The sequence below is a fragment of the Kitasatospora sp. NPDC032121 genome (assembly GCF_055580145.1).
Map to the genome: position 1 here is coordinate 186,248 of NZ_JBVILX010000014.1, position 24,147 is coordinate 210,394.

Annotated in this window: 17 protein-coding genes and 2 pseudogenes; 9 read left to right on the forward strand and 10 right to left on the reverse strand. The window is 74.1% G+C overall.

Annotated elements, in window-relative coordinates:
- Window positions 1–27: 27 nt before the first annotated feature.
- Window positions 28–642, reverse strand: a pseudogene (locus tag ACZ5OX_RS28780) (TnsA-like heteromeric transposase endonuclease subunit); the annotation flags it as partial.
- Window positions 643–1,003: 361 nt separating this feature from the next.
- On the opposite strand from ACZ5OX_RS28780, the gene ACZ5OX_RS28785 reads away from it, so the two are divergent.
- Genes ACZ5OX_RS28785 through ACZ5OX_RS28805 form a run of 5 tightly spaced genes read left to right on the forward strand, consistent with a single transcriptional unit; the run spans window position 1,004 to window position 7,110 of the window.
- Window positions 1,004–1,339 carry a helix-turn-helix domain-containing protein gene (locus tag ACZ5OX_RS28785; protein ID WP_465634122.1) on the forward strand — a complete coding sequence of 112 codons (336 nt, stop codon included), beginning with the start codon at window positions 1,004–1,006 and terminating at the stop codon, window positions 1,337–1,339.
- 7 nt (window positions 1,340–1,346) lie between these two features.
- Entirely contained in the window at window positions 1,347–3,563 is a 2,217-nt protein-coding gene (locus ACZ5OX_RS28790; RefSeq protein ID WP_465634123.1) for a hypothetical protein, read from the forward strand.
- Window positions 3,560–4,267, forward strand: coding sequence for a helix-turn-helix domain containing protein (locus tag ACZ5OX_RS28795; protein ID WP_465634125.1), 708 nt, complete (start codon window positions 3,560–3,562; stop codon window positions 4,265–4,267). Before ACZ5OX_RS28790 ends, ACZ5OX_RS28795 begins: the two co-directional genes overlap by 4 nt.
- Window positions 4,264–4,701: a helix-turn-helix domain-containing protein gene (locus ACZ5OX_RS28800; protein WP_465634127.1), complete on the forward strand. Its 438-nt coding sequence runs from the start codon at window positions 4,264–4,266 to the stop codon at window positions 4,699–4,701. Before ACZ5OX_RS28795 ends, ACZ5OX_RS28800 begins: the two co-directional genes overlap by 4 nt.
- 39 nt (window positions 4,702–4,740) lie before the next feature.
- Complete coding sequence (locus ACZ5OX_RS28805; RefSeq protein WP_465634129.1) at window positions 4,741–7,110, forward strand: helicase associated domain-containing protein; 2,370 nt, start codon at window positions 4,741–4,743, stop codon at window positions 7,108–7,110.
- 206 nt (window positions 7,111–7,316) lie between these two features.
- Here ACZ5OX_RS28805 and ACZ5OX_RS28810 read toward each other — a convergent pair whose 3' ends face one another.
- From ACZ5OX_RS28810 to ACZ5OX_RS28840, 7 genes are all read right to left on the reverse strand, one after another.
- Window positions 7,317–7,697 carry a hypothetical protein gene (locus tag ACZ5OX_RS28810; RefSeq protein ID WP_465634131.1) on the reverse strand — a complete coding sequence of 127 codons (381 nt, stop codon included), beginning with the start codon at window positions 7,695–7,697 and terminating at the stop codon, window positions 7,317–7,319.
- A gap of 304 nt (window positions 7,698–8,001) precedes the next feature.
- A complete protein-coding gene (locus tag ACZ5OX_RS28815) occupies window positions 8,002–9,630 on the reverse strand; it encodes a thiopeptide-type bacteriocin biosynthesis protein (RefSeq protein ID WP_465634133.1) in 1,629 nt (542 codons plus the stop codon).
- Between the two features lie 56 nt (window positions 9,631–9,686).
- Entirely contained in the window at window positions 9,687–11,615 is a 1,929-nt protein-coding gene (locus ACZ5OX_RS28820; protein ID WP_465634135.1) for a TOMM precursor leader peptide-binding protein, read from the reverse strand.
- Window positions 11,612–13,306: a hypothetical protein gene (locus ACZ5OX_RS28825; RefSeq protein WP_465634136.1), complete on the reverse strand. Its 1,695-nt coding sequence runs from the start codon at window positions 13,304–13,306 to the stop codon at window positions 11,612–11,614. The genes ACZ5OX_RS28820 and ACZ5OX_RS28825 overlap by 4 nt, the downstream gene beginning before the upstream one ends.
- Entirely contained in the window at window positions 13,303–14,481 is a 1,179-nt protein-coding gene (locus ACZ5OX_RS28830) for a lantibiotic dehydratase C-terminal domain-containing protein (RefSeq protein WP_465634138.1), read from the reverse strand. Before ACZ5OX_RS28830 ends, ACZ5OX_RS28825 begins: the two co-directional genes overlap by 4 nt.
- Window positions 14,474–17,110 (reverse strand): lantibiotic dehydratase, encoded by a 2,637-nt coding sequence (locus tag ACZ5OX_RS28835; protein ID WP_465634139.1) that lies wholly within the window; start codon window positions 17,108–17,110, stop codon window positions 14,474–14,476. Before ACZ5OX_RS28835 ends, ACZ5OX_RS28830 begins: the two co-directional genes overlap by 8 nt.
- A gap of 104 nt (window positions 17,111–17,214) precedes the next feature.
- Window positions 17,215–17,421 carry a thiazolylpeptide-type bacteriocin gene (locus ACZ5OX_RS28840; protein WP_465634141.1) on the reverse strand — a complete coding sequence of 69 codons (207 nt, stop codon included), beginning with the start codon at window positions 17,419–17,421 and terminating at the stop codon, window positions 17,215–17,217.
- Between the two features lie 765 nt (window positions 17,422–18,186).
- On the opposite strand from ACZ5OX_RS28840, the gene ACZ5OX_RS28845 reads away from it, so the two are divergent.
- On the forward strand, window positions 18,187–20,004 hold the full coding sequence (locus ACZ5OX_RS28845; RefSeq protein ID WP_465634193.1) for a glycoside hydrolase family 15 protein: 1,818 nt from the start codon (window positions 18,187–18,189) through the stop codon (window positions 20,002–20,004).
- A gap of 43 nt (window positions 20,005–20,047) precedes the next feature.
- Here ACZ5OX_RS28845 and ACZ5OX_RS28850 read toward each other — a convergent pair.
- Window positions 20,048–20,162 (reverse strand): annotated as a pseudogene (locus ACZ5OX_RS28850) (sugar dehydrogenase); the annotation flags it as partial.
- Window positions 20,163–20,402: 240 nt separating this feature from the next.
- Between ACZ5OX_RS28850 and ACZ5OX_RS28855 the strand changes: the two are divergent.
- Genes ACZ5OX_RS28855 through ACZ5OX_RS28865 form a run of 3 tightly spaced genes read left to right on the forward strand, consistent with a single transcriptional unit; the run spans window position 20,403 to window position 23,285 of the window.
- On the forward strand, window positions 20,403–20,630 hold the full coding sequence (locus ACZ5OX_RS28855) for a ferredoxin (protein WP_465634142.1): 228 nt from the start codon (window positions 20,403–20,405) through the stop codon (window positions 20,628–20,630).
- Window positions 20,627–22,018, forward strand: coding sequence for an NAD(P)/FAD-dependent oxidoreductase (locus tag ACZ5OX_RS28860; RefSeq protein ID WP_465634144.1), 1,392 nt, complete (start codon window positions 20,627–20,629; stop codon window positions 22,016–22,018). Before ACZ5OX_RS28855 ends, ACZ5OX_RS28860 begins: the two co-directional genes overlap by 4 nt.
- Before the next feature lie 13 nt (window positions 22,019–22,031).
- Complete coding sequence (locus tag ACZ5OX_RS28865) at window positions 22,032–23,285, forward strand: cytochrome P450 (RefSeq protein ID WP_465634146.1); 1,254 nt, start codon at window positions 22,032–22,034, stop codon at window positions 23,283–23,285.
- Here ACZ5OX_RS28865 and ACZ5OX_RS28870 read toward each other — a convergent pair.
- Complete coding sequence (locus tag ACZ5OX_RS28870) at window positions 23,266–23,922, reverse strand: GAP family protein (RefSeq protein WP_465634147.1); 657 nt, start codon at window positions 23,920–23,922, stop codon at window positions 23,266–23,268. The two genes, ACZ5OX_RS28865 and ACZ5OX_RS28870, sit on opposite strands and share 20 nt — an antisense overlap.
- Window positions 23,923–24,147: the final 225 nt, after the last annotated feature.

Here is a 24,147-nt window from a genome sequence, read left to right on the forward strand (position 1 = left end):
CGATCCCGGCCGGCCGCTGTATCCCGCTCAACGCGCCCGCCTTTCGGCATTGACCAGCGTGGTCGACGACAGCGGCGCGCTCGCCAGGTCGGCGGCCAGGTCGCCGGTCCAGAGCAGGTGGAACAGCACTGGCAGCACCACCAGCGGATCGCCCGCCCGCGCCGCCCCGGCCCGCAGCGGCGCCGGCTCGCCGAACACGTCGAGCAGCCGCCCGGTGACCTCCGGGTTCGCGCAGCGGCGCCGGCGGTAGCGCGACAGCCAGCGCACGTTCTCCATCAGCACCGGATCCGGCTCGCCGACGCGGACGAACTCCCACCCGACCGCCCGGCAAGCCCGCTCCGTCGCGTCGAAGGCCTCGGCGTCCGTCCGCTCGATCCGGTCGCCGGCCCGTACGTCCACGACCTGGCCCCGGCCGTCGGCCAGCCGCACGAAGTAGTCCGGCGCATGCCGGCGCCGCCGTTTCCCGTCGTGCCAGTGCAGCCAGAACGGCTGCGAGGCGATCGCCACGACCGTCGGCTCGCGGTCCAGCAGGATCAGCCGATCCCGCTCCAGCCACGACTCGTAGCCCACGTGGTCGCCCACCGTCGCGGAGAAGTACCAGCCCGCGAAGCCCTGCCCGTCCTTCGCCCAGCGGAACTCGCGTACCGGCTCAGCGGACTAGAACCGCCGGTTCCAAGCCTGCTCGAGAGGCAGCCGACGACGCTCACCAGCGTCGACGAAGTCCAACTCGAACGCCAACAGCACCGCATCGTCGTACGCCAGCGCGGCAACAGCCACCGGGTCCCCACCACCGATCAAGATCAAGTGGCAGAAACCTATCGCCCGTCAAGATCATCTGGCGAACAGTCAAGATCATTTGTCGCAGGACGGTACGCGCCGTGCAGGCGCCGCGGCTCCAGCGCGTCCGGCGAAGTCCATGAGGTCATTGTGTTACCGACATGCGGCGAAAAGTGATGCGTATCAAGAGGTGATCTATGCTGCCTGTCTCGTCAGGAGGTGTGTGATGTCCGAGATCTACGCGGCAGTGGACGCGCTGCTGGCCAAGGCCCGGGACGGCGGCGACCTGCCGGAACCGGCCGAGCGGGAACGGCTGCGCAAGGCCGCCGGCCTGACCCAGGTCGAGGTCGCCGAGGCCTTGAAGACCCGGCGCGAGACGTTCGCCAAGTGGGAGAACGGCGCCGCTCAGCCGCGGGCCCCCAAGCGCGGTGCCTACGCCTTCCTGCTCGCGGGCCTGGCCGACATCCACGGCACCCGGGGCCCGGACGGCTGGCTCACTCTCGCCCGACAGGCCCGCCCCCTCGACACCGGCACCAGCACCGACGCCACCGAAGGGAAGTGACACCCTGATGGACCGCAAGACGTACACCGCCGAGCTCGCCGGTCTGCGCGAGCTGCGTACCGGGATCACGGCCGCCGAGAAGCAGGTCGCGGCCGCGCAGAAGGAGCTGGACAAGCTCACCGCCCAGCGGGCGCGCCGGGTCGCCGGGCTCGCGGGGTACGAGGGCGCCCAGGCGCCGGCCATCGCGAAGGCCTCCGGGCTGTCGGTGGGCGACGTCGTGCGGATCGCGCCGCTGCTGGACCCGACCCCGGCCGCCGTCCGCGCCGCCAAGGCCGACGACCAGGACACCGCCGCTGCCGCTGCGCCCGCCCCGGCGCCCGTGGCCGAGCCGGTCGTTGAGCCCGCCGCTGCGGTCGCCCCGGTGCTGACCCGCCCGGCCCCCGTCGTCGAGCAGTCGGCCCCGGCCGCCCCGGTGGTCCAGGCGCCGACCGAAGTCGAGGACCAGGCCGCCGTCGAGCAGCCCGTCCCGGCTGCGCCCGCCGCTGCGCCGGTCGTCCCGACGGCTCCGGTCGCTCCGGTCGCTGCCGGGCCGCGTGAGCTGCCCACCCTCCCGGAAGGCCCGGCCGGTGCCCGGTTCGAGGCCGTCACCACCGGGCTGGTCTCCAAGCGCCCCAACTTCACCCAGCAGGCCCGCGCCACGGTGTTCCTGGACGCCGCGACCGGCGACCTCGCGGTGCGCGACCGCGTGGTGCGCCTCGACCTCGGCGCCCGCACCCCCGGCGAGATCCTGGACGCCGTCCTCACCACCGCGCCCGGCACCGAGCGGATCTACATCACCGCCGGCGCCCCCTGGCACGATGGCGCCGAGCGGTACAGCACGCTCAAGGACGCCGTCGCCGCCTGGCTGAACACCCCGTCGCAGCGGTGGACGACCGCCGTCGGCTCCGGCCGGGACAAGCTGGCCGGACACTTCGTCCACCAGCGCCAGCCGGTCGGCCGCTACGCCCCCGCGAGCGCGCCGGACAGCGGGACGACCGAGATCCGGAGCATGGGGGAGTGGTTCGACCCGGACGGCGCCGACGTCGTCACCTGCCGCCAGGCGTTCGCGCTGCTGTGGCAGGCGCTGCGCCGCCACTGGGACGACGCCGTGTTGATGGGCTCCCCGTCGCAGACCGGCCGGGACCTGTGGTCGCGCACCATCCCCACCACCGGGAAGTGGGCGGGCGGCTACCCGGTCCTCAGCGAGGAACTCCGGAGCCTCCTGCACGCGACCGGCGGCCAGGGCCGCACCGAGCTGATCCTTCCCCCGCGCGTGCCGGAGCAGCTGCCCGCGCTGGTGGAGTACGACCGCACCTTCGCCTACGCCAAGCACCTGTGGAAGTCCCCGGTCGGCACCCCACGCCGCATCACCGCGGCCGCGTTCGCGGCGATGACCGAGCAGGAGCAGACCAAGGCCCTGATGTCCTGCTCGCACTGGAACGTACGCGTGACCGTCCCGGACGGGTGGAACCACGTCGGCCTGCTCCCCGCCCCGGTCACCGGTGACCGCGCCTGGGTCTACCCGTCCGAGCCCGGCGCGACGTTCACCACGTGGGCGGGCGGCGCCGAGATCCACCTCGCGCTGTCCAACCACATCGCGCCGTGGCGGATCGAGATCCTCGGCGGCCTGCTCTTCGAGGACGGCAAGCCCCTGGACGAGTGGGGCAAACGGCTGAAGGCGGCCTGGGCGGACCTGACCAACCTCTCGAAGCTGCACGCGGACGAGCGGCAGCGGCAGGCCGCCTACCTCGCCTCCCGCGCCGTCCGGTCGGTGCTGCTGTTCGGCCTGGGCGGCTTCGCCCAGCGCCCGCGCCTGGTCTCCGGCACCACCCCGGTCGGCGAGGCGCTCCCGGCCGGGGTCGAGATCCTCGGGCAGGACGGCGAGGTGGTGACCTGGCAGCGACAGGCCGGCTTCTCCCGCGACCCGTACGCGCACCCGGAGTGGGCGGCCTACGTGTGGTCGGGCGCCCGCGCTGCGCTGCTGGACATGAAGTACCGCCAGGGCAAGGACGTCATCGCCCACGCCGGCGCCCTCCACGCGAAGCCCGGCACAGTCGTGTACTTCGGCACCGACGGCATCGCCCTGACCGAGCGCCAGCCCTGGCCCTACCGGGGCGAGCCCGGCGACTACCTCCTCAAGGGCCACCTCACCGGCCCCATCGAGCACCCGACCAGCCAGGAGCAGTACCTCAAGCTGCGCGGCCTGGGCCGCGCCGAACTCGCACAGACGGGGGCTGACCAGTGAGCCCGGCCGACCCGGACAACCCGAACGAGGCCGCGAGGCTGACCCAGGAGCTGATCGACCACGGCTACACCAAGCGCCAGGTCGCCAGGATGCTCGGCCGCGACGCCTCGCTCGTCTCCCAGTTCTTCACCAAGGGCAAGGGCGCGGCGTTCGTGAACGCGCTGCGCCAGGTCGTGCGCGCGGTGCGCGGCGGCGAACGCGACACCGAGACACTCGGCGCCGTCGCCCAGGAGAACATGGAGCGGCGCCGCACCAAGACCGGACAGAAGGCCCGAGTGCGCGGTAAGGACGTCGTGGGCGAGGCGGGCGGCAGCATGGCCGGCCGCGCCGGGAAGCAGGCCATCAAGTCCGGCGCCTCCCACCTCGCGCCCGTGGTCCACGCCACTGGCCAGGCCGGCGGCCGCCTCGCCTTCACCGTCCGGATGAAAGCCGACCAGTACGTCTACAGCGCGGGCTCGGAGAAGGACTCCGGCGGCATCCGCCGCGGCTTCGTCCCCCGCTCCGACGGCACGGAGGAACGCACCTACGGCTCCGCGAGCACGGGCGGGTTCGACGCCGCCGAATGGTCCCAGCGCGTCGCCGACGCCCACGGCGACGTCACCGAGGCCATGAAGGAGTGGCTGGTGGAGACCGGCCGCGCCGTCGAGGACGCCGACATCGCCTACCTGGAAGTCCGCGGCTGGATCCCCGAGGAGCGCCGATGAGCGCCGAACACACCCGCCGCCCCGGCACCACCAGGCAAGAAGAGCTGCGCGTCCAAGCCGTCACGCTGAAGGACAGCGGCCACACCATCAGCCAGATCGCTTCGAACCTGCGGATCTCCCCGAGCACCGCACACCGGCTGCTCTCCCGAGCCGCCCGGCATGCCACCGCGACGGCCGAGGACCGCCTCGACTGGTTCACGGGCCCCGACGAGATGCTCGCCGTGCTGCGCCGCGCCGCTCAGCAGTGCCGCGTGGTGCTTGACCCGGTTGTTCGCCCGAGCGAGAAGGAGGCCCAGAAACTGACCGACGCCCTGGCGGACATCCTCCTCACCGAGGGCGGCTTCGACAGCGAGTGGACGATCACGCCGTTTGGCGGCCTTGTGGAGAGCCTCATCGACGCCCTCCATCGCTACGCCTACCCCGACGAGCACTGACCCCAGCACCCGTCCGGCACACGAAGGAGAGCCACCGCCGTGGAGACCACCGCCGCCACCGCCGAGCAGACCGTGCCGGTCGCTCCGCGCGCCCAGCCCGAGCCGCCGCTCCCGGCCCGGCCGCTCGGCACCGCCGTGAACCCGCTGCCGCTGCACTGGTTCCAGAAGGACGCGGTGGCCGCCGCGGTGCGCGAGGTGAAGGACGGCGGCCGCGCGACCGTCATCGCGGCGACCGGCTCCGGCAAGACCCTCATCGCGGCCGGCTGCGCCCGGCGTCTGGCCGCTCGGGGCCGGGTGCTGGTGCTGGTGCCGACGATCGAGCTGCTGGAGCAGACCGCCGAAGCCTGGTCCCTGCGGGGCGGGCGCCGGGGCCTGGCGGTGGCGGCCTGCTCGCGGGAGGAGGCGCTGGAGAGCGCGGAGGCCGGCGGCCGCGTCCACGCCCGGGTGACCACGCAGGCCGCCCGGATCGCCGACCTGGTCGCCGCCGAGAAGGCCGGCGAGCCGGTCACCGTGTACGCGACCTACGCCAGCCTGGAGCGCATCGTCCAGGCCCACCGCGACTTCGGCCTCCCGGCCTGGGACCTGGTCGTCATCGACGAGGCCCACCGCACCGCCGGCGCGGAGGGCAAGGCCTGGGCGGCCGTCCACGACGACGCCCAGGTCCCCGCCGCGCGCCGGCTGTACTTCACCGCCACGCCCAGGATCGCGGACGACCGGCGCGCGAAGGACGGCCTGGCCGACCTCGCCGACACCGACGGAGAGGGCGCGGAGAAGCTGCCCGCCCTCTGCTCCATGGACGACGAGACGATCTACGGCAGAACCGTCTTCACCTGGACCCTCGGCCAGGGCATCGAACACGGCTACCTCGCCGACTACCGCGTCCTGGTCCCCGTCGTCACCGACGAAGAGCTGCGCGACCTCCTCAACCTCCCGGCCGTCGCCGACCTCCGCTCCCAGCGCACCAACGAGGAACTCCTGCGCCTGGCCCTGCAGATCGCGGTGCTGCGCGCCGTCGCCGACCTCGGCCTGCGGCGCGTCATCACCTTCCACTCCCGGGTAACCGCGGCGCGGGAGTTCGCGAACACCCTGCTGGACGCCTCCCAGCTGCTGGAGGACAAGGACCGTCCGGAGCGGATCTGGGCGAAGGCGGTGGCCGGCACCGACCGGCTCAGGGACCGCCGCGCCGCGTTCACCGAGTTCAAGGCCCACACCGGCGAGGACGGCGAGGAGTGCGGGATCCTCTGCAACGCTCGGCTCCTGTCGGAAGGAATCGACGTCCGAGCCGTGGACGCGGTGTGCTTCGCGGACCCGAAGTCCTCGGTCATCGACATCGTCCAGGCCGTCGGCCGGGCGCTGCGCCAGTCCTACCGCCAGGGCAAGGTGTCCTGGGTCGTCATCCCGGTGTACCTCCCGACGCCGGAGGCCGGCGACGACACGGCGGCCGCCGACCCGGCCGAGGTCCACGACGCCGGAGAGGCCGTGAAGGCCGAGGCCGACGCCGAGATCGAGGCCGGCTCCTTCCGCACCATCTGGCGCGTCCTGCGCGCCCTGGCGGCCCACGACGCCCGGGTGGTCGGCCGGATCACCGAGCTGCGCGCCCACCGGACCCAGCCGGCCCTGCTCGCCACCACGGCCTCGCCGGAAGAGGAAGGCGCGGCCGCCGAGGCCGGAGAGGCCGGACAGGGGGAGCCGCCGGCGGTGGCGGAGTCGCCGGTGGACTGGCTGCGGATCGATGCCCGCCGCCACGCGGCGCGGATCCTGCAGACGGTGAAGCTGCGCGCGTTCAACCCGCGCGCGCTCGAGTGGCAGCGCATGCACGCGGTCGCCGCCGTGTTCCACCTCCAGCACGGCCACCTCGACCCGACCGACAAGACGAAGCACGCCGAGTTGATCTCCTGGCTCACCCGCCAGCGCCACCTCCACGGCCAGGGCCTGCTGGATGCGGCCCGCGTCAGCGAGCTGGACGCGCTCGGCATGATCTGGTCGAAGAACGCCAACGCCTGGGAACGCGGCTACGCCTACGCCGCCGCGTTCCACCACCAGCACGGCCACCTCGCGATCCCCGCCACGGCGAAGCTGGACGACTACGCCGTGGGCGCGTGGATGCGCCGCCAGCGCAAGGCCGCGGGCCTCACCACGGCCCAGGTCGCCAAGCTCGACGCCCTCGACGAGCTGTGGCGCCTCGAACCGGACTGGAACCGCTCCTACCGCCGCCTGCTCGCCTACCTCGCCGCCGGCGGCACCCTCACCGGCCCCGTCAACCGCACCGGCGGCGAAGCCGACCCGACGTTCCGGCCCGGCACCTGGCTGCGCAAGCAGGCGGGGGCCCGCACCGACGGCAAGCTGACCGAGCAGCAGAGCGCACTCCTGGACGCGCTCACCCGGCACGCCGAGACCGTCACCGGCTGAACCGACCGCACCGGCACCACCGCTTCCGATCCCGGAGGCCACCACGGAATGACCGACGCCAACGGGGAAGGTCACATGGCTCACTCCGCGACGAACCTGCCAAGCGCTGTTCGGGGGCACCGCTACCTGCTGCCCGCGGACACCCACCGGATCGCGGCCCAGGCCGTCACGGACCTCGCCGAGGCTGTTCCCGAGGCACCGGCCGGTCAGCGGCCGCTTTCGGACCGGCCGGGTTCCTGCGGGTCCACACCCGTGCGGGCCTTCTGCGAATAGCCGCCGGCCGGACGCCCGGACGGGCCCTTGGTCCCGTGGTCGCGCCGGTGCTCCGAGGGGCCCTGCTCCTCACCGCGCGGGCCTGTGCTCTGCACGGTCTGCCCGGGCACCCCCTGCTCCTCCTCCTTCGAGGGCTCGCGCCCCTCACCGGGCTCCGGAGCGTACTTCTCGGGATGGAAGGAGCGGTGCGCGCTGTCGTTGCGCTGCTGCTCCTGCGCGTCGATGTCGCCGGACCAGCCGTGCTGTTCGCCGTCGAAGCGACTGGCCTGGCCCTCGTCCATGGACGTGTGCCGGGCGGGCTTGCTGGAAGTCATCACCGGTCTCCTTCCACATGTGGTTGCTGTCGGTTCGGCGTCTGTCCGGCTTCCGGCGTCTGACACCCCGGCCCCGTCGGCGAGCCGGAGCGGGTCGCCCGGTCGCGATGCCGTGACAGGTGCCCTGGGACGGTGCCCGGCCGCGCAGGATTTCGGGGGTGTCGGGCTGGTGGAGCCGGTTGCCGCCGGCGGGGATGGACGGGTCGGGCAGGTAGCGGCGCCGTCGGCGAGAACCAGGCCGCCGCCGACGCGACCCGGTGCGGCCCGGGCGGCGCCCGACGGCGACGCCGCGCCCGAGAGCGCGTCAGGCCGTCGCCGGGCGGCCCAGCGGCAGCAGGTACTGGATCGGCTCGTCCAGGTCGTCGAGGCCGAGGAGTTCGTGGGCGAGGTCGTCGTAGAGGCCGCCGAGGGGGGTGGTGCCGAGGCCGAAGGCGGCGGCGGTGAGGAGGAGGTTCTGGGCCAGGTGCCCGGTCTCGACGAGCCCGAGGCGCAGCGCACGCAGGCCGTAGCGGCGGCGCAGGTGGGCGAGGTCCAGGTGCAGGGCGAGGACGGCGGGGGCCTCGTCGACGGCGATGTGCTGCGGGTCCGAGTCGGGGAGGGTGAGGTAGTAGGACAGTGCTCGGAGCTGGTCCGGATCGGGCGCCGGGCCGATCGGGCGCAGGGAGCGCAGCGCCGGCACGCACTGGTAGGTGCCGGAGGGCAGGCCGTCGACGGCGAGGGCGACCAGTCGGACCCGGGCGGCGTGCATGGCGCCCGCGCTGGGGTAGGGGCGGTGGCCCGAGCCGCCGTCCGGCGCGTACGCGGACCAGAGCAGGCCGCCCAGTTGACCGGCGGTGAGCGGACCGGTCAGCCGGCCCCGCGTGGAGCGGCGCGTGCGCAGCGCGTCGGCGAGGGTGACGGTCGGCAGCGGGTCGGCGGACAGGGGCAGGTCGCCGGGCCACGGCCGCGGGGGCTCGGCGGGCGGCACGTCCGGCAGCGCGGTGTCCTCGGGGCGTCCGACCTGGAACTTGCTGTCCTCCAGGTACTGGAGGTCCGGGGCGCGCCGGTCGTCGGGGAAGAAGGTGAAGGGCCGGTCGGTCTCCAGGAGCGTTCGGCCGGCGAGCCGGCAGACGGCCCGCTCCTCGTCGGGCCCGATCCCCAGGCGGTTGAACAGCATGTGCAGCTGTGAGGCCCACACCCAGCGCAGCCGCTCCTCGGCCCCGTCCGGCGCGGTGGCCCGCATCCGGGCGTCGGCGTCGGCGACGGCGGCCGACCAGTCGGTGAGCCAGGACGTGGCCGTCCCGGCGTCGAGTGCCTTCCGCAGGGCTCCGGCCCTGTGCGCGAGGGCCTGCCGCTGCCGGGCGAACACCGCGTTCACCTTGCTGTGCACCGCGAGCCCGGGCAGCGGCCGGAAGTCCGTCACCCAGCGCCAGGAGGCGGAGTGGCGCCGCAGCCAGCGGGCGGCGGCCAACTCGTCGAGTCCCAGGGCGTGGGCGGTGGTGTGCGCCAGGTCCAGGGCGAGGGGCAGCCGGGCGCCGGGGGAGGCGTCGAGGGAGCGCAGGGCGTGGACGGCCGTGCGGGTGGAGCGGGTGAAGAGTTCCTCGGCGATCGGCAGCAGCGCGGGACCGCCGTAGCGTTCGGTCTCGGGTTCGTACGGGACGGCGGTGACCTCCCCGTGGCGGGCCGTCCACGGGCCGTCGGGCGGAGTGTGCAGGGACGCGAGCCGGGTGAGCTCGCCGGCCAGGGCGCCGGGGTGCGCGTGCGCCCCCCTGAAGCGCACGCGCAGGTGCGGCCCGCCCTCGCCGTAGCGGATGAAGAACCAGTCCTCGCCCGCGAGTTCGTCCATCAGCGGCGCGAGGTCCGCCGTGACGAAGGCGTCGGTCCCGTGTGCGGGCAGCGGCAGGGTGAGGTGCAGGCTGTGCCAGGGGGCGGCCGGTGGCTGTCGGGTCGTCATCGCGTCCTTCCCGGACGGCAGGGGGGAATCGGGGCGGAACGGGGCGGGCCGAGGGGCTACGGGAACGGGTGCGGGTGCAGCGGCAGTTCGTCGTGGCGCAGCGGGCGCGGGGTGCGGCCGAGGCGGTACGGGACGTCCAGCAGGCGCGGCAGGCCGTGGGTGCGCCGGTTGGCCTCGCCGAAGGTCATCGGGAGCGTTCCGGGAACGATCACCTTGACGCAGTACAGTCCGAGCCGGTCGCGTACCCCCGGTTCGTCCTGGCGGATCACCACCACTTCCAGGCCCTCCCCGGCGAGTCGGTCGACCGTGCGCCCCAGCAGTCCCGTGAGGTCGCTCACCGGCTCGGGGGCGGCGGGCCAGCGCTCCTGCCAGGGCACGGGGGGCGGGCCCGCGAACAGGAAGTCCAGGCGCGGCTGAGCCTCGGGCAGGGTGTTGAGGCCGACGTGGTCGTCCAGCACGGCCACCAGCTCCGGCCGCTCCAGCATCGCCCGCAGGCGCCGCGGGTCGCGTGCGCCGCCGGGGGCGGTGGAGCGGCGGGGGGCGTCCTGGACGTTGGTGACCACCTCGGCGACGGCGGAGCGGATCGCCGTCCTCGGGTCGTGGTGGGCGCCGGCGGCGAGCAGGACGCGCGGGGCGTCGGGCTGCGTGCCCCGGTAGCGGCAGACGGCGATCACGGCGGGGATGCCGAGGTCGTCGGTGGCGTCGAGCAGGGTGAGCCGGTAGCCGAGCAGGTGGGCGCGGTCGGCGAGGTCGGCCGTCTCCCGGTCCTCGGTGGGGACGGCGACGGCGGGCAGTGGGGTGCGCGCGTACCAGGCCATCAGGAAGGCGTCGCGTTCGGCGACCTCGAACAGGCCGTAGAGCGCGGCTTCCTGAGGGCTGTTGCCCAGCCCGCAGCCGTTGGAGGTCTCGTGCGCCACGCGGGGGCGGTCGCGGCCCGGCGGGTCCCAGTAGGCGAGGTGCTCGGGGACGGCGATCGGGCGGTCGTGGGTGAGGGACCATCCGTGCACCCAGTCGAGCACCAGGTCCGGGGTGTACGGGACGGTGGTGCGCGCGGGGTGGTCGCCGGGGTCGGGCAGGCCGAGCCGGACGGGGTCGAGGACGGCTCCGGGCCCGTGCTCGGCCACCAGGTCGGCGTAGGAGGACCGCAGGGTGCCGCGGCGGCCGAGCGGGCGCATCCCCGCGAGGCGCTCCACGCTCTCGAACAGGGCCACGCGCTCGCTGGAGCGGAAGTCCACCGCCCGCCCGTATCCGCCGTCGTCCTCCAGGCGGCCGTCGGTGACCAGGGCGGTGGTGAGGGCGAAGGCCGAGTCCTCGGTGCGGTAGAGGCTGCGGACCGGGCCGAAGCGTTCGTCGTGGAGTTCGGCCCGCAGCCGCTCGGCGGTCGTACGGCCGTTGGCGCCGCGCAGTACCGCGGGGTCGGGTAGGGGGAGCGGCTCGGAGGGCAGGCGGGCGGCGTCGGGCGTGTCCTCGGGCAGCGGGTGGCAGACGGGGCAGCCGCCGACCGGGCGGACCCGGTGGGTGGACCAGGTGGCGCGGTCGCCGTGGACCAGGTGGACGGTGGCGTGGCTCGCGGCCTCGGGGGACCCGTCGCCGCCCGGCCCGTCGCCGCCCGGCCCGTCGCCGCCCGGCCCGGCGGCGGCCTCGGCCAGGTCGGCCGCGAGGGCGACCACCGCCTCGGAGAAGGCCGGGGTGCCGGTGCCCGCGAGGGCCAGGACCGGGCTCTGCCAGGGCACCCGGCCGCCGGCGGTGGCGAGGCGCTGGTACTCGGTGCAGCTGAGGCAGGCGGGCGAACCACGGTGGAGGACGGGCCCGATGACGGTCAGCGCGCCGTCCTCGCGCACGGGCACCAGGCGGACGGGGTGCGCCAGCGCGTGGCGGCTGAGGCGTTCGGCCAGGCCGAGGGTCCAGCTGGTGAGGTGGACGACGGCGGTGCCGCTCGTGAGCGCCAGGGCCTGGTCGGGGTCGAGAACGGGGAGGTCGGTCATCGGTCGTGTCCCGCGGGTACGACGACGGTGAAGCCGCAGCCCTCCAGGGCGTCGGCCAGGGGGCGGGCGGCGCGGGTGCCGGGCCTCCAGGGGGCGGTGCGCAGGCCGGTCAGGCGGTCCAGTGCGGCCCGCAGGTCCGGTTCCCGGTCGGCGAGTCCGGCGAGCCAGCGGATCGTCCAGCCCTCCTCCACCCAGGCGGGCAGCTGCTGCCCGGCGGCGGCCAGCGGGGCGACGGCGCCGCTGGGAGTGGTGAGGTGGGCGGCGGACAGGCCGAGGCCACGGACCGTCAGCCGGGTGAGGGCGCCCAGGGCGGCGACGGACACCGCGTCGGCGGGCCCGGCCTCGACGGCCCGGGCTCCTTCCACGGTGGCCAGGAAGGCGTGACCGGCGAGTCGGCGGACCGTGACGCCGGCGTCACGGCCGAGGCGCCGCGCCAGCGCCGCCACCCAGTGCGCGGCCTGGGGATGCTCCCGCCACACCGCCTCGGACAGCGCCTCACCGCCGCCGGGGACGGCGAGGGCGGCGCGCCGCAGGGCCCGGCCGAGGGCGTGCCCCGGGTCGGCGCCGACCGTCGCCGCGACTCCCGGATCGGCGGCCGCGAGGTGGAGTTCGGCGGATCGCAGGGCACCCGCCAGCCGCGCGAGGTCGGCGCGGGCGGCCCCGGCCACCAGGGCCCCGGACGGTGTGCGGCAGGCGGCCAGGGCGACGGGCGACTGCGGAAGTTCGCCGGGGGAGGGAGCGTCGAGCACGCCGAGCAGCGGGTCGCCGAGCGCGGCGGCGCGGCGCAGCGCCGTTTCGAGGTCCGCGGGCGGCTCGGCCGCGGGCCCGGGCGCCGCCGCCCAGGGGTGGTGCTCGGCGCGGGGCGGGCGGGCCCGGGCGACGAGGACGGAGGGCCGACCGGCGAGCAGCCGGGGGTCGTCGTCCGGGTCGCCCGGGTTCGGCAGCCCGGCGACGGCGCAGAGCAGGCGCTGGGCCGTCGCGGCGGCGAGCAGCAGCGGGAGCGTCCTCGGCGTGGAACCGCCGCCGCTCGGGCCGGGGCCGCCGCTCGGGCCGGGACCGCCGCTCGGGCCGGGACCGCCGCTCGGGCCGGGGCCGGAGCGCAGGCGGTCCGCGATCGCGGCGAGGTCCGCGCGGGTGCGGTCCGGATCGGCGGGCGCGGTGACGAAACCGCCGTCCGCTTCGCACTGCATGCCGACCGCCACGGGTGGATCACCCGCGACGACCAGCACCTGTCCGGCGGGCAGCGCGGCCCCGGTGACGACCGGTTCCGCCCCGCCCCGGGCCAGGGCGCGCGCCACCGCGCGGGCCGGTTCGCCGTCCGGGTCCGCCGAGGCCACGACCGGGCTCGCGGCGGCGAGCGCCCTCGCCGCGTCCCCCGGGCGTTCGGCCACCGAGCCCGGCCAGGGCGGCGGTTCCGCGCCGTCGGGGTGGTCGACCAGCAGGCCGTGCTCACGCAGGTGGGCGGTGACGGTCACCAGCGCCGCCTCCGTCCTCGGGCGCCCGGCCTCCGCCGCGGCCTGCGCACCGGCGCCGAGCCGCGTCGACAGGACTTCCCACAGCGCCGGCAGCGAGCGGCTGCCCTCCAGGGTGAGGCTGGTGCCGCGCCCGCGCAGGTGCAGCCCCTCCAGCAGCGGGGTCACCGCCACGCCCGGACGCAACCGGGTGCGCCCGGTGACCGGTTCGGCCGTCACGCCGCCCCCTCGACCCGGGCGATCATCTGGCCGAGGTAGTCCCGCCACCGGTGCCCGGTGAGCTCGGGCACGCTGCGCACGACGAGGTGGGCGGCCAGATAGCGTTCCACCGGGCGGACGCCGCAGACCGCGAAGAGCCGGTACAGGGCGTTGGTACTGGTCCGGTAGACCAGGTAGTCGGCGCGGTCGAACAGCGTCCCGGTGGGATCGCTGCGCGTCACCATCCGGTGGAACTCGCTGTAACGGGTGCGCAGTTCGAAGTCCCAGCGTTCGGCGGTGGCCCGGTCGCCGAGGGCGGCCGCGCGGGCCCGGTACTCCTCGCCGCGGCCGGACAGGTCCGCACCGGCCGCCAGCAGCCGCTCCGCCCGGTTCCAGGCCGTGGCCGACCAGTGCGCCCAGTCCTGCTCCCAGCCGCGCGCACCCCCGGCCGCGATGCGGCCGACCAGTTCCGTGGCCGCGGGACCGCCGCGCTCCCAGCGCTGCTCGAAGGCGGAGCGCAGCCGGCCGTCCGGGTCCTCGTGGGCGAGGAAGTCCTCCAGATGGGAGAGGAAGGAGTAGTGCCCGCCGACCAGCCCGTCCGTGTGCGTGCTCGCGTGCGCCGCCAGTGCCGTGACCACCAGCTGCACCCGGGCCTGAGCCGTGTCGCCGTGCTCCCCGAGGAACTCACAGGCCGACGTGATCGCGGGCAGCCCGAGCCGCATCAACTCGTCGCGCAGGGCGGCTGGTTCGGCTCCGAGCAGCGCGTGCACGGAGGCGGTCGCGGCCGGGTCGGAGGGCGTGACCCGGACGGTGTTGTCCGGCACCAGCGGGCCGTACGGCGGCGCGATCAGCTCGGCCCGCCCGGCGACGACGGCCTCGGCGAGCAGCTGCTCCTCCGTGCGGTCGGCGACGGACGGGTGCGCGGCCGACCACGCCCGCAGCTCCTCGGCGGACTCCCGCGCCACGACGGCCACCCGCTCGGCCGGTCCCTCCAGCCGCAACCGCAGGTGCGGCCCGAACCGCCAGTGCCGCTCGACGTGGGCGTTCAGCCCGCCCGCCGCCGCACGCCGCGCCAGCGGCAGGACGGCCTCACGAAGGGCGCGCGCCTTGTCGGGCTGGTAGTGGTACAGGGTCACGTCCACAGCGGTCGCGGCCGCGGGGTGGTCGGTCGGATCGTTCGTCATCGGCTCACTCATGGGGCGACTCCTCGGCTCCGCGCCGGTGGAGCGGGCGGGGGACGGGCAGGGGTGCGGGCGGGGCGGTGGCCGGGCGGCGGGCCGGACGGTAGGTCTCCGTGACGAGTTCGACCGTCCGGGTCGGTTCCGCCCGTCCGCCGATGGCGGGCAGGGCCTCCTCCAGCAGGACGCCGTCCGGGTGGCGGCCGAGCCACCGGCCCAGGTGCCGGAGGTGGAGCGGGTTGCCGAGGTCGACGGGCTGGGGCTTGGGCGCGCGGAGCTGGATGAGGATGGCCTCGGAGGCCGTGGTCTCCGGGCCCGGGGCCGGCGCGGGGTGGAGGAAGAGCTGTTCGGGCAGGCCGAGGCGGGCGCGCCAGCGGGCGACGGTCGCGACGGGGACGCCGTGCGGGCCGGGATCGGCGCCGAGTTCGGCCCGCAGGGCGCCGAGGACCTCGGACGGGAGGTGCCAGCGGCGGCGGGCGAGGACGACGTGCCGGTGGCGCAGCCGCGGCGTGTGGGTGACGGTGCCGCCGGGGGCGGGCAGGGGCGTGCGGGGCAGCAGCGGGTGGAAGCCCACGATGCCGTTCGAGTGGTCGCAGAGGAGGGGCGCGAGCCGCCGCGGAAGCATGATCGGGGAGAGGAAGCCCAGGTAGAGGACGTCGAGGTACTCGCCGGTGGAGCGCAGGCGGACCCTGAGCTGGTCGGTGTCCACGTCGTGGACCAGGTCGAGGTCGGCCTCGGCGAGGCTGGACCAGCGACGGTCGGGCCCGATCTCGTCGGCGACCAGCAGCGGGTGCAGGTTGGCGTTGAAGCCGCCCAGCGGGCGGATCTGGGCGGCCCGCGCGCCCTCGTCGAGCCCGGCGCGGATCTGCCGGGCGACCTCGGCCGCGGCCTGTGGGGCGGTGGCGTCGAGGAAGCGGCTGGTGAAGCGCCCCCAGCCGTAGTAGACGTGGTTGATGCACAACAGGCCCTCGGCCGGCTCCCGTTGGACGAACCAGGAGTAGCTGAGCGGCCGGGCGGCCGTCCAGTCGGGCAGCCGCTCGGCCAGTGCGCGCACCCGGTCGGCCGGTAGCACGATCTCGCCGTCCACCTCGGGGAGGTCGATGAACTCCTTCCGCAGGGAAGCGAGTTCCTCGGGAACCCGGACATCCGCCCAGACGTCGCCGGCGTCGTCGCCGAACTCCCACGGCGTGGAGCAGACGCCGCCGACGCCGTACCGGGCCACGAAGCGGTCCCGGGCGTCCCGGCGGGTCAGGTGGCCGTGGTCGAACAGCTCGGCCACTGCCGTGAGTTCGGCGAGCGCGGCGCGGTCGGCGGCGCCCAGCCGCGGCTGCGGCGGTGCGGGCGCGTGGACGTCCTCGCTGAGGACGTTGAGCGATGCGGGCTCCTCGGGGACGGGCCGGCCCGCGTCGGCGAGCACCTGGCGCCAGTCGGCCGCCAGGGCGCGGAGCGCGGCCGGCCGGCGCTCGGCGGGCTCGGCCGGGTACGCGGCCGTGTCGTCGGCGAGTTTGCGCACCCTGCGGGCCAACTCGGTGTCCTGCGGCCACTGATGGAGCCAGTCGGCGAGCCGTCGCAGCGGCTCCGGGCCCTGCGGGTCCACCGGCTCGGTCGGCACCAGGAGCCCGGCGTCGAGGAGCCGGTCGACGAAGCGCCGTACCGCCGGGTCCTCGCCGGGGCGCCCGAGGGCCTCGGCGAGCCGTGCGGCGAGTCGGCCCGGTGGGTCGGGGGTCTCGGTGAGGGAGGCCATCACCGCCAGTTCCGGCCGGGCGCCGAGTTCGACCTCGTCCTCGCGGGCGACGAGGTAGCGGCCCCCGACGAACACCGCCCGGGTGCGCCGGTAGTGGGCCCGCCCGGCGTCGACGCGGGCGGCGCTGGTCATCCGGTGCGGCAGGCTCCGGCCGCGCCGGGGTTCGTCGAGCAGGGCGTCGACCAGCGCTGCGACGAGGGCCCGGTTCTCCCGGACGACCGCGCGCGGGGCGCTCTGCGTCCCGTTCCCGCGCAGCTCGTCCGAGGCCCAGCCGACCGCCGTGAACCAGGACAGCGGGCTCGTCTTGCCGGTCGCCCGCAGCGCGTGGCGCAGGACGGCGGCCTCCTCCTTGTGTGCCCTGCCGCCCCGTTCCGGGTTCGCCTCCGAGGCGTTGACCACCGCGCGCAGCAGGTCGGCGCTGCCCAGGGCGACGGCGCGCCGGAATGCGGGCTCGCGACACACCTCGGCCAGCGCGGCCCGTTCGGCCGCCAGTGCCGGCGGCACCGCCGCCGTGAGCTCGGCCAGCAGCAGGGCGTGTCGCCGTCTCAGCTCCAGCCAGTCCGCGAGCCGGGGGACCCGCACGGGCAGGTCCGCGAGCCGGTCGAGCAGCGCGGGGCGCGGCGCACGGCCGCTGTGCAGGGCCCGGCGCAGCGGGAGCACGACCCGCCGGTGGAACTCCTCGCCGTGTTCGGCCCGGCTGGCGTACAGATCGTCGCCGAGGGCGGGCCGCAGAGCGGCGTCGGCGGCCTCCACGGCGGTGAGCCGGGCCAGCAGGTCCCGTACGAGGCCGGACGGGGCGGACTGCGCGGCCCGGGTCAGCACCGTGGCGCGCACCAGCGCGTAGGCCGCGGTGACCGGTGGCGCGGGTGCCGATGCGGCCGGGGCCGGGGCACGGTTGGGCACGGCGGAGGACCTCCGATGGGCGGGCGGACGGGGAGGAACCCGGCGCGTCCGCACCGGAACGCGCCGGGTCCCGTGGGTGGTTCAGCGGTTCAGTCGCACGATCCTCAGACGGCCGACGCCGACGGGTGGAGGACGCTGGTCGCCGGCGGGTGGACGATGCTGGTGTTGGAGGAGGAGTTGCAGGAGCTGGAGGCGGGGCTGCTGGAGGCGCCACCCTCCGGCAGCGCGATGCTGTCACGCAGCGCGGTGACGGTCAGCTCGCCCAGGTCGAGGTCGTCGAGCGCGAGGGCGTCCTGCAGCTGTTCGGACATGGAGGTCTCCCGGTTCTCGAAATGATGATGGTGACGCGTCGTCAATTCGGCACGTTTTGGAGCGAGTTGGACTGAGCGTACGAGGGCGGACCCCGACAGGGCGGGCGTACCGGGCCAAGGCCGCGACCGGCAGTCCCGAGCGGATGCCGCGGAGTGCGCGGTCCCCGTGGGCACGCGGCTCGGATCGCTGCGACCCCCGCCTCTTCCGGCCTTCGCGCCGCCCCGTGGGCCGAGTCTAGGTCGCGGCGGGCGCCGCCGAGCCGGACGGCCGGGACATTGGCCGGTAATCCGTTCCCGGCCCCGCCCGCGGCCGCACCCCCGGCGGGACGGTGCGGCGCCCGGTTCGCCCGCATGCGTACGGTCGTCCGGTCCGACCGGATCCGGCCCGCACGCCGTCGGTGTGAGGCCCGGTCGGGGAGGCCCGCCCTCGCGGTCCTGTCGAACGGGCCAGCTCGGCGAGCCGCGCCGGGCCGTCGGCTCCTCCGTCACGCGGTGCCCCCGCCGATCCCCGGGGCGGAGCCGGAGCACGCGCGCCCCGAGAGCCGGGCCACCGGAACGGCACCGCTCGAATCCGGCCAGCCCCTCGCGACACCGGCCTCACGCTCCACCGGAACTCCGGCCCGGGTGGTGGTCCAACTCCGGTCGGCAGCCGCCCTCGGCGATCAGCCGTTCGTGCCGGGCCACCTCCACGTTCCCCGCATTCCGTGGCGGCCCCGGCGAACACGGCGGACAGTGGGAGCAGGGGCACAGGGAAGCGAGATGATCATGGACCGTTACCCGCCCATCGCCGACCACGGCCTCGTTGGCGACCTGCAGACCGCTGCCCTGATCTCGTCTCGGGGAGCCGTCGACTGGTTCGCGGCTCCCCGGTTCGACTCGCCCAGTGTCTTCGCCGCCCTACTCGATCACGACCGCGGTGGGTACTTCCTCTTCGCGCCGGACGACCGGAACGCCACCTGCAAGCAGCTCTACTACCCCGACACCGCAGTCCTGGTCACGCGGTTCATGTCGCCGGACGGCGTCGGCGAGGTCTTCGACTGCATGCCACCGGACCGCACCGGCACCCCGACGGACAGACATGTGCTGATCCGCGGTGGGCGGGCGGTACGCGGAACCGTGCACTTCGAACTGGAGTGCCGCCCGCGCTTCGACTACGGCCGGGCCACCCACGATCTCGACGTGCAGGACGGTACCGCCACCTTCCGGGCACCGAACGTCACCGCCTGTCTGCAGAGCACCTTCCCCCTGCAGCAGGACGGTACGGACATGCGGGGTTCGGTGACCCTGGGGCCGGGTGAGGTGGCCGCGGTGGTGTTCACCGTCGGAGGGTCCGATGGCGACAGCCCGCCGCCGGTCACCCCGGAAAGCGCGATGGAGCAGTTCTGGGACGTGGTGGACTTCTGGCAGCGCTGGGTGCGCCACTCCAGCTACCGCGGCCGGTGGCCGGGCATGGTGCACCGCTCGGCCATCACGCTCAAGCTGCTCACCTATGCGCCCACCGGCGCGCCTGTCGCCGCGGCCACCATGGGTCTGCCCGAGCAGATCGGGGGTGAACGCAACTGGGACTACCGCTACACCTGGGTCCGCGACGGCTCCCTGTCCGTGCGCGCCCTGCTCGATCTGGGCTTCGCCGAGGAGGCGGCGCAGTTCGCGCACTGGCTGAGCGACCGCCTGCAGGCCCGGCAGGGCATCGAGGGCGAGCCGCTGCAGATCATGTACCGCGTCGACGGCGATCCCGAGCTGTCGGAGGAGGTTCTCCCGCACTTCGAGGGCTACCGGGGTTCGTATCCGGTGCGTGCGGGGAACGCGGCCGCCGATCAGCTGCAGCTGGACATCTACGGGGAGGCACTGTACGGCCTGTCGGAGGCGCATGAGGTTGCCATGGGAGGCAGCTATCACGGCTGGAAGAACGTCGCCCGGACGCTGGACTGGCTGGCTGATTCCTGGGATCGCCCCGACGAGGGCGTCTGGGAGACCCGTGGCGGGCGCAAGGACTTCACCTTCAGCCGGGTGATGACGTGGGTTGCTTTCGACCGGGGGCTGCGCCTGGCGAGAGAGACCAGCCGGCCCGCCGACGCTCCTCGTTGGACCGCGGCTCGCGACGCGATCCTCGAACAGGTGATGGAGCGAGGCTGGAACGAGGAGGAACAGGCCCTCGTGCAGCACTACGGAAGCGACGTCCTCGACGCTTCGCTGCTGCTCATTCCGCGTGTCGGGTTCCTGGCTCCCAAAACGGTGAGCTGGCTGTCAACGCTGGACGCGATGGAGCGCACGCTGGTTTCGGACAGCCTCGTGTATCGCTACGACCCTGCGGCCTCCCCGGACGGTCTGCGAGGCTCCGAAGGCACTTTCAGCCTCTGCACGTTCCTCTACGTGGACGCTCTTGCCCGCGCCGGGCGGATCCGTCCCGCGCGCTACGCCTTCGAGAAGATGCAGACCTACGCCAACCACGTCGGCCTGTTCGGCGAGGAGATCGGTCCCAGTGGCGAGCAGTTGGGCAACTTCCCACAGGCTTTCACGCATCTGTCGCTGATCATGGCCGCCACCACCCTGGACGACGCCCTCGATCAGCAGCGCGACTGAGGGCCGGCCGGGGTCCCGCGTGTCGGCCGGGGTCGCCCAGCGGTCAGCCTCCGGTGGCGAAGCCGGGGAAGAGGGTCATGCCGCCGTCCACATAGAGGGGTGGTGCCCACCACGTAGTCCATGAGGTCCGAGGCAAGGCCGATGACCGTGCGGGCGATATGCGCACGGGATAGGCTACTCAGCAGGACGGTCATGATCTCTGAGCGGTACTACCCGCCCGTCGCCTCGTAGGCGACAACCGGATTCTTTCTGCGGCGACCCGACGGGCGCGGCGCGCACCCCCGCAGTCCGCGGAGGTGGGCAACGGCCGACGCCTTTTCTCCTCGGCCTTGCCGCGCCCTGCGCCGAGATGGCGCACGCTTCCGGGCCCGCAGCTTGCAGCCCCTGTGGAGGTCGGGATGCGAGTTGTCGTTGATCTTTCCCGATGCGAAGGGTATGCGCAGTGCGCCTTCCTCGCTCCGGACACGTTCCGGATGCACGGCGAGGAAGCTCTGATGTACGACCCGAACCCCGACGACGCCCGACGCGACCAGGTGCTGCGCGCCGCGGCGGCCTGCCCCGTCCAGGCGATCCTGGTCGACCGGTTGGAGGGACGGGACGCACGGGCGGAGGCATCGCCGTCATGACCAGCGCCGAGAACCTGCAAGCCTTCAAACGCGAGGGCCGCATCGTGGTCGTCGGGGCGTCCCTGGCGGGACTGCGGGCAGCGGAGGCGCTGCGCGGCGAGGGTTTCACCGGATCGCTGACCATGATCGGCGACGAGACGGGCGAGCCCTACGACCGGCCTCCCCTCTCCAAGCAGGTACTGACCGGCTGGGTGCCGGCCGAGAACACCACGCTGCCGCGCCGCCGCGAGATCGATGCGCAGTGGCTGTTGGGCGTGCCCGCCAGCGGGCTGGACCTGGCGACCAACCACGTGCGTCTCGCCGACGGCCGTGAGGTGCCCTTCGACCGGGTGCTGATCTCCACCGGGGTCCGGGCCCGGCCGTGGTTCGTCGAGAGCGAGGCGGCTCTGGACGGCGTGTTCGTCGTGCGAACGCGCGAGCACGCGGCGGCCCTGCGGCGGGCACTCGCCGCCGGACCCTCCCGGGTACTGGTCATCGGCGCGGGATTCACCGGCTCCGAGATCGCCTCCATCTGCCGGGAAAGGCAGATCCCGGTGACCGTCGCCGAACTCGCGCCGGCGCCGCTGGTCGGCGCGCTCGGCGCCATGATCGGTGAGGTCGCCGCGGACGTGCAGCGCGCTCACGGCGTGGACCTGCGCTGCGGTGTCAGGGTCACCGGGCTGGAGGGCGACGCGCAGGGACGGCTGCGCCGGGCTCACTTCGACGACGGCAGCACGATCGACGCCGACGTGGCGGTCGTGGCACTCGGGGGCATTCGCAACACCGAGTGGTTGCAGGGCTCGGGGCTGGCGGCGGGGGTCTGGGGCATCGCCTGCGACACCGGCTGCCGCGCCCTCGACCTCAACGGCCTGGTCACCGACGACGTCTTCGCCGCCGGAGACGTGGCACGCTGCCCGAACCCGGTCTACGAGTACCGGCTCATCTCGCTGGAGCACTGGGCCAACGCCGTGGAGCAGGCCGAGGTCGCGGCGCACAACATGGTCAGCGGCCAGGCGGACCGCTGGCCCCACCTGTCGATCCCGCGGTTCTGGTCGATCCAGTTCGGGGTCAACATCAAGTCCGTCGGCGTGCCGACCTTCGCCGACGAGGTGGTCGTCACCCAGGGATCGGTGCCCGACCGCCGCTTCGTCGCCGCATACGGCTACCGGGGCCGTGTCACCGCGGCAGTGAGCTTCAACAACGCGAAATGGTTGGACCACTACCAAACACTCATCGAGACGGCCGCGCCCTTCCCGCCTCCCTGCCCCGCCCCCGACCAGCCCGCCGACGAGAAACCGGTGCCCGTCGACTTTCCCGGCCCCACTCTGCTCGCCCAGGGCGCCACCGTGGTCGTCACCGGCCACGACCCGAGCGAGCGCCGCGTCACGGCCGCGTACCAGCATCGCTAGGAGGGAAAGCGAGATGACCACGACCGAGACGCCCAGCACGCTGCAACGGATCCTCGACCACTCCTCCCGAGCCGACCCGTACCCGCTGTACGCCGAACTGCGCAAAACGCCCGTGGCACGGCAGGAGGACGGCAGCTACGTCATCAGCACTTACCGCGAGATCGCCGACATCCTGCACGACCCGCACCTGAGCTCGGACACCCGCAACCTCTCGCACCCGACGCCCGGAGCCGAAGAGCAGACCACCCCGGCGTTCATCAGCCTCGACCCACCCGCGCACGACCGCCTGCGGCGCATGGCGATGCGCCATTTCGGCCCCCCGCACACCCCGGGACTGGTGACCGGCATGGAGGGCGACCTGACCGGCATCGTCGGCAGCCTGATCGACGACTTCGCGGGCAAAGAGCAGATCGACCTCGTCGACGACTTCGCCTACCCGTTCCCCGTGACCGTCATCTGTCGTTTGCTCGGCGTGCCATACGAGGACGAGCCGCGGTTCCACCTCTGGGCGGACGACGTCATCAACGCGATCGACTACAACCCCAAGACCGACCCGAAGGAAAAACTGGAAAAGGGCACACAGGCCCGCAAAGACCTGCGCCAGTACATCGGTGGGCTGGTGGACCAGCGCCACGGGCGACCCGGCGAAGACCTGCTCGCCCGGCTGGCGAACGATGACGGCCCCGACGGGCGGATGACCGACGAGGAGATCGTCGCCACCGCCAACCTGCTGCTCATCGCCGGCCACGAGACCACCGTCAACCTCATCACCAACGGCATGCTGACGCTGCTGCGCCACCCGCAGGTGCTGCAGCGACTGCGCGACGAACCCGACCTCGTCATACCGCTGGTCGAGGAGTTGCTGCGGTACGAGCCGCCCGTGCACATCATCCCCTGGCGGGCGGCGTACAGCGACATCACCATCGCCGACACCGTCATCCCCAAGGGCTCGCAGATCACGCTGATGCTGGCCTCGGGCAACCGCGATCCGAACCGCTTCCACGAGCCCGACCGCTTCGACCCCGACCGGCGTGACAACCAGCACCTGGGATTCGGCAGCGGTATCCACCTGTGCTTCGGCGGCCCACTGGCCCGGCGGGAGACCCAGATCGCGCTGACCGAGCTGGCACGCCGGCTCGACCGCCCCAGGCTCGTCGCCGACCCGCCACCGTACCGGCGCAGTCCCGTTCTCCGCGGGCCGATCCATCTGCACATCGAGCAGGGCGACGGTCACTGGCGCGGCAGCCTCAGGTGGCGAGGATGCTGATGCCGTCGCCCAGGAGCTTGAGGCCGAGCACGAAGAACAGGACGGCCAGGACGGCGATGTTGTGCTGCGCGGCCCAGTCCCGCCAGCTCCCCAGGATGCCTTTGGCGCGCTCGCCCATGACCAGGTAGACGACGAGTGGCGCAAGCACTCCCAGAGAAGCGATGACCACGAAGATCACGAGCGTTCCGACTTGCTGCGGCACGGGGAGCCCCGAAGAACTGATCGAGGCGCCGGCAGCGATGGTCAGGGGCGCGTTCTTGACATTGCCCGCCGAGAACAGCAGCGCCAGGCCAAAGATCTTGATCGGAGTGAAGCCGTCGATCGCCGCCATCCACTTCGGGAGCTGCGCCTGGGAGGCGTCTTTGGGGCGGCGCTGCCACTGACGAGCGCCGAAGACGACAAGGAGTGCGCCCAGGGCGAGCTTGAGCGCTCCGACCCAGGTGGCCGGATTCCTGTGGGTCGAGGCTCCTCCTGTGCCGCCGACGGCCAGCACGAGCCCCCCGAGCGCCGCGAGCCCCACAACCCAGCCCAGGGCGAACAGCAGCCCGTTGAGGCGACCCCGTGGGGTGGCCAGGATGAGGATGATCGCCACGATCGGCAGCGGGCTGACCGTGATACCCGCGGCCAGGCCCAGCACATCACCGACAGCGTGCCCCACTACGGCCTCCGGGGAAGAGAGACGGATGGTCCGGAGCGGACTGCCCGGGTCGGCTCGAAGCCGACATGACCGGGCCCGGTACGGGCACAGCCCACTTCGTCATCGTGAGGGGTGCCGGGCCCGGCATCCATCGGCCGGTGGTGAACGGGTGACCTGGCCGCCGGGCAGCTGACGATGAAAGCCGCCCGGCGGGAACGAGCCGCC

What these genes read in the sequence shown, in the direction of transcription:
- ACZ5OX_RS28785 (WP_465634122.1), top strand. Translation starts at nt 1,004, where the DNA reads ATGTCCGAGATCTACGCGGCAGTGGACGCGCTGCTGGCCAAGGCCCGG.
- ACZ5OX_RS28790 (WP_465634123.1), top strand. Translation starts at nt 1,347, where the DNA reads ATGGACCGCAAGACGTACACCGCCGAGCTCGCCGGTCTGCGCGAGCTG.
- ACZ5OX_RS28800 (WP_465634127.1), top strand. Translation starts at nt 4,264, where the DNA reads ATGAGCGCCGAACACACCCGCCGCCCCGGCACCACCAGGCAAGAAGAG.
- ACZ5OX_RS28810 (WP_465634131.1), bottom strand. Translation starts at nt 7,697, where the DNA reads ATGACTTCCAGCAAGCCCGCCCGGCACACGTCCATGGACGAGGGCCAG.
- ACZ5OX_RS28815 (WP_465634133.1), bottom strand. Translation starts at nt 9,630, where the DNA reads ATGACGACCCGACAGCCACCGGCCGCCCCCTGGCACAGCCTGCACCTC.
- ACZ5OX_RS28820 (WP_465634135.1), bottom strand. Translation starts at nt 11,615, where the DNA reads ATGACCGACCTCCCCGTTCTCGACCCCGACCAGGCCCTGGCGCTCACG.
- ACZ5OX_RS28830 (WP_465634138.1), bottom strand. Translation starts at nt 14,481, where the DNA reads ATGAGTGAGCCGATGACGAACGATCCGACCGACCACCCCGCGGCCGCG.
- ACZ5OX_RS28840 (WP_465634141.1), bottom strand. Translation starts at nt 17,421, where the DNA reads ATGTCCGAACAGCTGCAGGACGCCCTCGCGCTCGACGACCTCGACCTG.
- ACZ5OX_RS28845 (WP_465634193.1), top strand. Translation starts at nt 18,187, where the DNA reads ATGGACCGTTACCCGCCCATCGCCGACCACGGCCTCGTTGGCGACCTG.
- ACZ5OX_RS28855 (WP_465634142.1), top strand. Translation starts at nt 20,403, where the DNA reads ATGCGAGTTGTCGTTGATCTTTCCCGATGCGAAGGGTATGCGCAGTGC.
- ACZ5OX_RS28860 (WP_465634144.1), top strand. Translation starts at nt 20,627, where the DNA reads ATGACCAGCGCCGAGAACCTGCAAGCCTTCAAACGCGAGGGCCGCATC.
- ACZ5OX_RS28865 (WP_465634146.1), top strand. Translation starts at nt 22,032, where the DNA reads ATGACCACGACCGAGACGCCCAGCACGCTGCAACGGATCCTCGACCAC.